General features: G+C 35.5%; 9 protein-coding genes. 6 read left to right on the top strand and 3 right to left on the bottom strand.

Annotated elements, in window-relative coordinates; all coding sequences use genetic code 11:
- The first annotated feature begins 288 nt into the window (after positions 1-288).
- Positions 289-1,668 carry a catalase gene (locus BR72_RS13535; protein ID WP_035433673.1) on the top strand — a complete coding sequence of 460 codons (1,380 nt, stop codon included), beginning with the start codon at positions 289-291 and terminating at the stop codon, positions 1,666-1,668.
- A 99-nt stretch (positions 1,669-1,767) separates the two neighbouring features.
- On the opposite strand, the gene BR72_RS13540 is transcribed toward BR72_RS13535, so the two are convergent.
- Entirely contained in the window at positions 1,768-3,225 is a 1,458-nt protein-coding gene (locus tag BR72_RS13540; protein ID WP_035433675.1) for a serine hydrolase, read from the bottom strand.
- A 270-nt stretch (positions 3,226-3,495) separates the two neighbouring features.
- Here BR72_RS13540 and BR72_RS13545 point away from each other — a divergent pair, with 270 nt between their 5' ends.
- Both BR72_RS13545 and BR72_RS13550 read left to right on the top strand, forming a co-directional pair.
- Positions 3,496-4,452: a thymidylate synthase gene (locus BR72_RS13545; RefSeq protein WP_035433694.1), complete on the top strand. Its 957-nt coding sequence runs from the start codon at positions 3,496-3,498 to the stop codon at positions 4,450-4,452.
- A 20-nt stretch (positions 4,453-4,472) separates the two neighbouring features.
- On the top strand, positions 4,473-4,961 hold the full coding sequence (locus tag BR72_RS13550; RefSeq protein WP_035433677.1) for a dihydrofolate reductase: 489 nt from the start codon (positions 4,473-4,475) through the stop codon (positions 4,959-4,961).
- Between the two features lie 19 nt (positions 4,962-4,980).
- Here BR72_RS13550 and BR72_RS13555 read toward each other — a convergent pair whose 3' ends face one another.
- Positions 4,981-6,186, bottom strand: coding sequence for an MFS transporter (locus tag BR72_RS13555; RefSeq protein ID WP_231559722.1), 1,206 nt, complete (start codon positions 6,184-6,186; stop codon positions 4,981-4,983).
- A 202-nt stretch (positions 6,187-6,388) separates the two neighbouring features.
- Between BR72_RS13555 and BR72_RS13560 the strand changes: the two genes are divergently transcribed.
- The 3 genes from BR72_RS13560 to BR72_RS13570 all read left to right on the top strand — a co-directional run bounded on the left by BR72_RS13560 (position 6,389) and on the right by BR72_RS13570 (position 10,045).
- Positions 6,389-8,380, top strand: coding sequence for a penicillin-binding transpeptidase domain-containing protein (locus BR72_RS13560; RefSeq protein ID WP_035433679.1), 1,992 nt, complete (start codon positions 6,389-6,391; stop codon positions 8,378-8,380).
- Positions 8,381-8,576: 196 nt separating this feature from the next.
- A complete protein-coding gene (locus BR72_RS13565) occupies positions 8,577-9,212 on the top strand; it encodes an FMN-dependent NADH-azoreductase (RefSeq protein ID WP_035433680.1) in 636 nt (211 codons plus the stop codon).
- 113 nt (positions 9,213-9,325) lie between these two features.
- On the top strand, positions 9,326-10,045 hold the full coding sequence (locus tag BR72_RS13570) for a lysophospholipid acyltransferase family protein (RefSeq protein WP_035433682.1): 720 nt from the start codon (positions 9,326-9,328) through the stop codon (positions 10,043-10,045).
- Positions 10,046-10,182: 137 nt separating this feature from the next.
- On the opposite strand, the gene BR72_RS13575 is transcribed toward BR72_RS13570, so the two are convergent.
- Positions 10,183-10,365: transposase (locus BR72_RS13575; RefSeq protein ID WP_035433683.1), on the bottom strand; the 183-nt coding region annotated here is incomplete at its 5' end.

Here is a 10,365-nt window from a genome sequence, read left to right on the forward strand (position 1 = left end):
TCAAAAATGAGGTTGTATAGAGGGCTTATGAACTAAAAAAGCACATCACTATATATAATTAAACAAACTATATTAATAAGGGGATTTTATGTTCAATATATGAGCATACATCCTCTTTTTTTCATACATATTAGATTTGGGCCAATGGTTTTTTACGATTTTATATGGTTTAGAGGGAGCTGGTCATTCAAATGAATGTTGAAAATAAAAAAAAGAAGATACATATTCGAGCCTCAAAACTCATATTTAGTAACGATTGATGGAAATTAAATTTTGGAGGCTATAATAATGAATGAAAAACCCCATAGACAGAGGCAAACTTTATTAGAGGAAAGCCAATATGAGAATCGAGACCTCTCCAATGAGCCAGCCCGACTTCATTCCCAGACAATCGGCTCTAGGGGACCTGTACTGGAACAAGATGGTGTACTACACGAAGCCTTACAAGAATTTATTCATGAAAAGATTTTAGAAAGACCTGTTCATGCAAAAGGATTTGGTGCATTTGGTTATTTTCAAACGATATATTCGATGTCCGAACATACAAAACTGAGCTTTTTACAAAACCTTAATCAGAAAGTTCCTGTTATGGTTCGCTTTTCGCTAGCTGTCGGTACAAAAGGAACACCTGATACATCTAGAAATGTAAGTGGTTTTGCTACAAAATTTTATACAGAAGAAGGCGTTTTTGACCTTTTATGTAATCACATTCCTGTCTTTTCTGTTCGTGATGCAGTGCGATTTCCGGAATTTATTAAAGCACTCTTACCCTCACCAAAAAACAATTTAATTGACCCTAATAGAGTTTGGAGCTTTGTAGCAAGAGCACCTGAATCGATTCATTTTATTGTACGTCTATACTCTGATGCTGGTACGATAAAAAGTCTTCGCCACATTCCAGGACATAGTGTAAATACATATGTTTGGAGAAATGCTCAAGGTATTAGAAAGTACGTTAAATACCATTGGTACCCATTTGAAGGTGTACAATACATTGGTCGCGAAGAAGCAAATAAACTAGCCGCTGAAAATCCTGATTATGCTGGTAAAGATTTATACGATGCGATTGCGGGTGGTAAATCGGTGGAATATGGCTTATATGTCCAGCTCATGGACCCAAAGGATGAAGCAAATCTTTCTTATGATCCTTTAGACGATACAAAAATATGGGATGAAAAAGAGTATCCCCTAATACCAGTAGGCAAAATGGTATTAAATAAAAATCCTGATAATTATATGGAACAAGTAGAAAAAGTCGCCTTCTCCGTTTCTAATTTACTAGACGGTGCAGAATTATCTGATGATAAAATACTGCAGGGCCGTGCCAATATTTATAGTGATTCTCAAAGAAGAAGAATTGGAGCTGAATTTCGTAAATTACCGGTTAATCAACAGCAAAATTGGACACCAGCTAATCAAATTACAAGTGGCGCTGGGAGATATGTTGAAGGCAAACTAGAAAGAACTTCTATAACAAAGCAAGACGATTTTGGGCAGGCTGGTGAATTCTATACGAGGTTAACTCAAATAGAAAAAGAACATCTTGCCGAAAATTTAGCTAGTGATTTGAAAGTTATATCTGATGATATTAGAAAGAAAGTTATGGAGTATTTCAATAAAGTATCATCTGACTTAGCAAAGAGAATTGAGATTGAAATGAAAAAGTAGTGTATTTTTAAATGAAATAAAAAATTCTTAGTCAACTAAAGCATTCGATAGTTGACTAAGAACTTTTTGTTTTTGAGAAAAGTTACAAAAATAAAAATTCTAGTTATTTATTTTCGTAAACAGAAGCGGTTTTGTACTTAACGTTGCTGGGAGGTGTACTTTCAGTTCGTGCAGTTCGCCTGCTGGATTCATTTCATAAGAAATTAATACGTCCATTTCCGTTTGGAAAACATTCCATTTCGTGTTGAACATATCGTAGTGGTGATGGTTCATTTCAATGTCGAATGACGCGAATTTTAAATATAATGATTCATTTCGTTTGTTCACTTCAATTGTGCCGTAAGCAGGGTGTTCGAACGTTCCGATATAATCTTTTAACGGATGAGAAAGAACAGTTTCCTTTACTTGTGGTAGTGGTTTGTTCATGTCTATCACCATTTTTTTCATCTTTTCCGTATTTTCTATCGCACGTTTGTGCCAATTGATTGGTTCTAATCCAAGTAATTCATCATAAATTTGAAGTGCAAGATAAGGTGGGAGTATGGTATTACCGCGATTCGTTAACACGACAATACCAATATTCTGTTCTGGCATAAAGGAGACAAATGCTGAGAATCCATCAATATTCCCTCCATGATGGATTTCTTTATGGCCGCGATAGGCAGTAATAAACCAACCAAGACCGTAACTGTTTACTGGAGTTTCTGGCACAGAAAACATTGGCTCATCTGGAATTGGGATATGCGGTGTATACATTTGCTCAAGCAGATTCTGTGCAAGTAGTTCATGTTCGCCAACTTTTCCTTTATTTAAATGAAGTAACACCCATTTTGCCATATCTTCTATATTAGAATTCATACAACCAGCAGCACCAATTGTATCAATGTTGCAAAAAGGTACTTCTGTTATGTTTCCATCTTTCTCGATGTAAGGAAGTGCATGGTCATTTGATTTTTGTGAAGTGGTAACTGAGAAGTTTGTATGTTCCATTTGAAGTGGGGTTAAAATATGTTCTGTTGTATATTGTTCCCATGTTTCATTTGTAATGTTTTCTGCAATAGAACTAATTGTGGCATACATTAAGTTGTTATATAAAAATGCTGTGCGGAACGGTGCATCAAGCTCTAAGTGGCGAATGTTGTCAACGATATTTTTTCTACTTAAGGAGGCTGCGTACCATAGTAAATCGTGGCGACTGACACCGGTGCGGTGAGATGCTAGGTCGCGAGCTGTTGTTTGTGCGCTTGCTAGTGGCTCATGAAGTGAAAAAGTTGGAATATACGTTTGGACAGTTGTATCCCAATTAAATTTTTGCTGCTGCGCAAGTAAGCTTAAAGAAAAAGTACCAAAAGCTTTTGTTGCTGAACCGATTGCAAATAATGTTTTGGGGGTAACTGGTTTTTTATTTTTTGTATCACGGTACCCATAGCCCTCTGAGAATACTACTTCTCCATTTTTTACGATGGCCACTGCCGCTCCTGGGACGTTCAAATCTTTCATCATATTTTGTATCTTCGTATGTAATTTACTTGTAAGAGGCAATTCAGTTTTTTGCATTGTAAACCCTCCACTCATATATTATTTACTTCCGCACTATAGTTTCTCGAAACAGATAGGAAATCCCTTTTTCTTTTCATGGGTAATATTGACAAAAATATGTCAGATTTTGAACGTGAAAAAATTTTAAAATACTGAGTTTCTGCGCGTGTATTCTATATGAAAGAGTATTTTACTAAAAAGGCCATGTGAAATTCAAAGGCATATATGATAAACTCCATATAGGAAAAAATAATGTTACATAATGCAATTGTGAAAGAAGGTTACTTGATGAAACACGCAGAGTATGAATATTTAAATATGTGCCATCATGTTATGGAAAACGGTACGAGAAAAGAAGATCGCACTGGTACAGGAACAGTATCTGTATTTGGGTATCAAATGCGCTTTGATTTAAGTCAAGGTTTTCCGTTACTTACGACAAAACGTGTGCCGTTTCGTTTAGTAGCGAGCGAACTTCTTTGGTTTATGAAAGGTGATACAAACATTCGTTATTTGCTGCAGCATAATAATAATATTTGGAACGAATGGGCGTTTAAGAACTGGGTAGAGAGCGATGCATATACTGGTCCAGATATGACGGATTTTGGGCTTCGTTCCCAGCAAGATGAAGAGTTTAATAAGCAATACGAAGAGCAAATGGAATTGTTTAAAACAAAGGTGTTAGAAGATGATGAGTTTGCAAAGAGTTACGGTAATTTAGGAGATGTGTATGGGAAGCAGTGGCGTGCATGGAAAACGACTGCCGGAGAAACACTTGATCAATTACAAGATGTAATTAATATGATTAAGAAAAACCCTGATTCCCGCCGCCTTATTGTGTCTGCATGGAATCCAGAAGATATACCAAGTATGGCATTGCCGCCTTGTCATACGTTATTCCAGTTTTATGTGGCTGACGGAAAATTATCTTGTCAGTTATATCAACGTAGCGGTGATATTTTCCTTGGCATTCCGTTTAATATAGCGAGTTATTCTTTATTAACACATTTAATTGCCCATGAGTGTGGCTTAGAGGTAGGAGAATTCGTTCATACAATTGGTGATGCTCATATTTACACAAATCATTTTGAACAAGTGAAAACACAATTGGCACGTGAACCACGTCCATTCCCAACGTTAAAGCTAAATCCAGATGTGAAGTCTATCTTTGATTTTGAAATGAGTGATCTTGTGTTAGAAGGATACGATCCACATCCAGCAATTAAAGCACCAGTAGCTGTGTAAATAAAAATAGGGGGATAAATATGATTTCATTACTTGTAGCAATGGATAAAAATCGACTAATCGGTAAAGACAATCAATTACCTTGGCATCTTCCAGCAGATTTGGCGTACTTTAAAAAAGTAACGATGGGTCATCCGATTATTATGGGACGAAAAACGTTTGAATCGATTGGCAGACCATTACCTGGCAGAACAAATATTATTTTAACTCGTAATCAAAATTATAAAATGGAAGGCTGTGAAGTCATTCATTCTATTGATGACGTGAAGAAAATGGACGAGCAAATGATTGATGAACTCTTTGTAATTGGCGGTGCAGAAATTTTTAAAGAAGTGCTTCCTTTTGCCGATCGCTTGTATATTACTAAAATTGAAGAGGTATTTGAAGGTGACACATTTTTCCCAGAAATAAACGACAATGAGTGGGAAGAAATATCTGTAATACAAGGCGTGACAGATGAGAAAAATCCATATACATATGCTTATCATGTGTATGGTAGAAGAAAATAAGAGAGAGAAGATTGGTGTGTTACATACCAATCTTCTTTTGCTGTTGGCGGCGATGAAATTTCTTTAGTAAAGTAATGCAGAGAGGAAGTAGCATACAGAATCCTGTTACAAAAAAGGCTGTTTTTAAGTTAAAGATATCATGTAGTAGTCCAGATAAATAAGCTCCTATTCCTCCGCCCACAACAGCGAGTAAGGTCCATGTTGCAAATACCCGCCCTAAATACTGTTCTTCGCATGACTGCTGAATGTAGATTTGTGCCAATGCAACACTTTGATTAAAGGTAATGCCTAGTAAAAAGGTCGCAATGATGCTAAGAGCTGAAGAAGGAACAACTAATAAAAAAAATAAAATGCCGCTAATACTTATGAATTTCATATAAGCTTTCTTATTGTTTAGTTGTTCTCGGTATTTTGATACTTGCATTGCTCCGAGTATACCGCCAAAAGCAAAAACTGCTAAATATATTCCCATACTCCCAAGTTTAATCGTGCTCCAATAACGGTTACTCAGTTCTAGCACTAACACTTCAAAAACTTTTCCACTAAATGCAATTGGAGTCATGAATAAGAGAATATATAAGAGATTTTTATTCATGAAGACGTATTGAAATCCTTTTAGGGCGTTTATGTGGAAAGGCAGTTGATGTTGCTTTTCTTGTGCTCCAAATTGCACAAAGGAAATACAGATAAAACTAACAAGAAAAGAAATGGCATCTAGAATAAATAAAAATTGTAAATTTCCATTTGTTATTGTATAAATGCTTGTAGCAAGAAGTGGCCCTAATATGATAGTAATTTGTCCTAATATTGCATTACATGAGTTAGAAATATGTAGCGGTGTTTGAGATGAAATTTGCTTAAAGGAAGCTTTTGCCGCTGGATCAAAGAAGCGATTGATTATTTGAGAAATAGAGGAAAGAATAAGTAAAAGCCATATGTAGTTTGATGGATTTAAAAAAATAAAACAAAAAGAAGTAGCCGCACTTGCGATATCTGTAAATAATATAATCTTTTTCCGGTTATACAAATCAGCGGCTATACCGCCTAACGGAATAGTAAGTAAACTTGCAATACCGCGGATTATCCACAGGAGACCGACTGAAGATAAAGTATTAGTAAACATGTATGCTGCAATAGATTGTGCGAAGAATGAGAAATGATTCCCAAGGTTAGAAATAAATCTCCCCAAAAAGTATATACAGAGATTCCTATCTTTTCTAAGCACATGCCACAATTTTAGATCCACTCCTTTTTGATTCTATATTAAGAAAAGAAAAAATAAAAACAAAGTCTTATATAAAAAATTTCTGAATGTTATAATGGTATTATAAAGAACGGCGCATAGTGCGTTGTTTTTTTGTTGGATTAAATTTATAAAATTGGATTTTTATAGTATGATAGTGTTGAAATATAAAGGAGGAAAAAATGTGAAAAAGATATGGGGAATACTTCTTATTTTTTCATTGCTACTAGTAGTAGGCTGTGGGAAAGAAGAGAAGCCAGAACAAGCGATGGATACATATGTAAAAGCATGGAATGACAAAAAGTTTGATAAAATGTATGATCAGTTATCAAAAGAGGCAAAGCAGTCCATTTCAAAAGATGATTTTGTAAAGAAATATGAAAATGTGTATACAGGAATTGCAGTGAAAAATTTAAAAGTTGCTGCAGAACCGAAAAAAGAAGACAAAAAAGATGAGAAAGACAATGCAAATGTACCTTTTAAAGTTAGTATGGATACAATTGGTGGGAAAATCTCATTTGAAAATGAGGCAAAACTTGTGAAAGAAAAAGATGGAGATAAGGACGTCTGGAAAGTGGATTGGAATCCATCATTTATTTTTCCAACTATGAAACAAGATGATAAAGTGCTTGTTCAGTCGTTTTTGCCAAAGCGCGGTGAAATTTATGATCGAAATGGAAGCGGATTGGCTACAAATGGGAAAGGTGCAGAAGTTGGAGTTGTACCTGGGAAATTAGGCGAATCAGCACAGCAAACGAAAGACACGTTAGCGAAATTATTACATATGTCAGTTGAAGATATCGAAAAGAAATTAACAGCGAAGTGGGTACAACCAAGTTACTATGTGCCACTTTCTATTTTACCAGAAGGTGCAAATGAAAATGATTATATTTCAATGCATGGTGTAGCGATACGTACAGTAAATGCTCGGACATATCCTTTAGGAGAAGCTGCCGCTCATTTAACGGGCTATATGGGTAAAGTAAATGCAGAGGATTTGAAAAAATTAGAAGAAAAAGGCTATAAGGCTGATGAGCCGATTGGCAAAACAGGTCTTGAAAATGTTTTTGAAGAAAAACTCCGTGGTGAAAAAGGCGGACGTGTTTATATTGCCGATGCAAAAGGAAAAGAATTAAAAGAGCTTGCTAAAAAACAAGCGAAAGATGGCGAAAATATCACACTTACAATTGATGGGAACTTACAACAAAAAATTTATGCGGAAATGAAGGGAGAAGCGGGTTCAAGTGCAGCAGTCCATCCGAAAACAGGGGAAACATTAGCGCTTGTAAGTAGTCCATCATACAATCCGAATGTTTATATGAGAGAGTCAGCGAAAGCAGAGCGAGAAGCTTTAAACAATGATCCGAAAAAGCCGATGACAAATCGCTTTACACAAGTATACGCACCGGGCTCAGTTTTCAAACCAATTACAGGAGCAATTGGTCTTGAAACAAAAGCACTTGACCCGAAAGAATCTCTTAAAATTGATGGTGTAAAATGGGCAAAAGATTCTTCTTGGGGTAACTATTATGTAACGCGAGTAAAAGATGCAAATCCAGTAGATTTTGAAAAAGCAATGATGTATTCCGATAACATTTATTTTGCACAAGAAGCATTGAAAATTGGTAAAGATAAATTTACAGAAGAAGCGAAGAAATTTGGATTAGGTGAAAAGTTACCAATTGAATATGGATTTGCAACGTCGCAAATCGCAAAAGATGGCATAAAAGGTGATATTGAACTTGCAGATACAGGATATGGTCAAGGAAAAGTTTTAATGTCATCTCTACACGTTGCACTATCGTATGCGCCAATTGTAAATGAAGGGAATATTCCATCTCCGCATCTTGTGAAAGATGATAAGCTAGTAAAGGCGTGGAAAGAAAAAGTGGTATCTAAAGAGAACAATGATATTTTGAAAAACTCTTTAATAAAAGTTGTGAATGATCCAGAAGGAACAGGTAAGATTGCAAAATTAGATGGTATTACACTTGCTGGAAAAACAGGAACAGCTGAATTAAAAGAATCAAAAGATGCTGATGGAAAAGAGTTAGGATGGTTTGTTGCATTTGATGCAAATTCTCCAAATATGATTATTGCAATGATGATTGAAGATGTAAAAGGAAGAGGCGGAAGTAGTATTCCGGCTGAGAAAGTAAAGCATGTGTTTCAATAGTAATCGAAAAGGAGTTGTCTCGTTTATAAGCGAGACAACTCCTTTTTATATAGTTATTTACTTACTAAAAAAAAGCAACTATTTTTCTTGACAAGAAATCGTATATTAGGTATTATTACTTACGTAAGATAAGTGATTTACTTTTTTGTTAAAAATCTCGAATTAAAGATATGTTGAAAAAGGGAGCGAAATGAACATGACAAAAGTATTATTTATTACAGCAAATCCAAATCCAGCAGAAGTATCATTTGGTATGGCAGTAGGAGAAGCGTTTATTGAAGCTTATAAACAAGCAAATCCACAAGATGAAGTGTTAACAATTGATTTATTCCATACAAGCGTACCTACAATTGATGGCGAAGTATTTGCCGCTTGGGGCAAACTTGGTGCAGGAGAAGGATTTGAGACATTAAGTGAAAGCCAACAACAAAAAATTGCGGCAATGAACGGAAACCTAGAAACATTTATGCACGCAGATAAATATGTATTTGTAACACCAATGTGGAATTTAAGCTATCCACCGGTTGTAAAAGCATACTTAGATAATATATCAATTGCAGGTAAAACATTTAAATATACTGAAAATGGTCCAATTGGTTTATTAGAAGGCAAAAAAGCTCTTCATATCCAAGCGACAGGCGGCGTGTATTCTGAAGGTCCATACGCGGGAGTAGACTTTGGTCGTAACCACTTAAAAGCGATGTTAAACTTCATGGGTGTAACGGATGTAGAGTATATCGCAGTAGAAGGTATGAGTGCAAACCCTGCACAAGCACATGAAATTAAAGAACAAGCTATTGAAAAAGCACAAGAATTAGCAAAACAATTTTAATCTATTATATTATGAAAAATGTCCAAACGCTTGTCGCTTGGACATTTTTTCTTCTTTTTCCTGCGTTTGTCTAGTATAATAAAAAACGGAATGACAATATGTGGGGGTTCTATATGATTCAAACAGTTTTTAAGATTTTATACTTAATTTTAATTGTAATTGGTATTACGCCAAGAATGTGGCGTATAAAAGGAAAGTTACATACATTATCACCGCAAGAGAAAGATAAGTTGGTGTATAAAACAACAAATTGGTTCGGCAAGAAGATGATTCGAGTAGTTGGATCAACAGTACAAGTGAATGGACTAGAAAATGTGCCACAAGATAAGCCGGTACTCGTTGTAAGTAATCATCAAAGTGACATGGATATTCCTATTTTACTAGGTTATTTAAACAAACCAATTGGATTCGTTTCGAAAGCAGAAATTAAAAAGTTTCCACTTGTACCAACGTGGATGGAAATGATGAATTGTGTATTTATGGATCGCAAAAATCGCCGTCAATCGGTGCAGGCCATTAAAGATGGGATTGAACTGTTAAAACAAGGGCATTCTATCGTTATTTTCCCAGAAGGAACTCGTAGTAAAGGTAATAAAATGGGAGAATTTAAGGCTGGTAGTTTCCATCTTGCTGTAAAAGCAGGTGTAGCAATTTTACCTGTAACATTGGATGGAACGTATAAAATGTTTGAAGCAAATGGCAATCGAATGAAGCCTGCGCATGCAACAGTCACAATTTCGAAACCAATTACAGCAGAACAATATGAAAATATGGATATTAAAGAATTAACGAAATATACACAAGATATTATAGAAAGTCAGTTGCAAAAGTAAGGAAAAAAAGGTCTCAGCTATCATATAGAGGCCACTGAAAAACTTCCGTTTTTCATCTCATAAAACATATGTAAAACAAAAAAGGCGACCTTTCGTTCAGTTTTGAACGAAAGGTCGCCTTTCTCTCTATACTTTTGTTACTGTTTCCCTTTTAATAATGTCATAATTCGTTTTAAATTAACTGCGAATATGGCCATCGCCCCTTGCATTCGCATGCCAATATGACCCGAGGAAGATGCCACATCATACCCGTGTCTATGTTTGAGTTCACTATTTTTCGCTTCAATTTTATAGCGCTCTTTTGCTTTTTCTTTGAACAG

This window comes from Bacillus sp. UNC322MFChir4.1 (genome assembly GCF_000746135.1).
Lineage (GTDB): Bacteria > Bacillota > Bacilli > Bacillales > Bacillaceae_G > Bacillus_A.

Excerpts from the sequence above, each read along its gene's own strand:
- BR72_RS13535 (WP_035433673.1), top strand. The coding sequence starts at position 289 with ATGAATGAAAAACCCCATAGACAGAGGCAAACTTTATTAGAGGAAAGC.
- BR72_RS13540 (WP_035433675.1), bottom strand. The coding sequence starts at position 3,225 with ATGCAAAAAACTGAATTGCCTCTTACAAGTAAATTACATACGAAGATA.
- BR72_RS13545 (WP_035433694.1), top strand. The coding sequence starts at position 3,496 with ATGAAACACGCAGAGTATGAATATTTAAATATGTGCCATCATGTTATG.
- BR72_RS13550 (WP_035433677.1), top strand. The coding sequence starts at position 4,473 with ATGATTTCATTACTTGTAGCAATGGATAAAAATCGACTAATCGGTAAA.
- BR72_RS13565 (WP_035433680.1), top strand. The coding sequence starts at position 8,577 with ATGACAAAAGTATTATTTATTACAGCAAATCCAAATCCAGCAGAAGTA.
- BR72_RS13570 (WP_035433682.1), top strand. The coding sequence starts at position 9,326 with ATGATTCAAACAGTTTTTAAGATTTTATACTTAATTTTAATTGTAATT.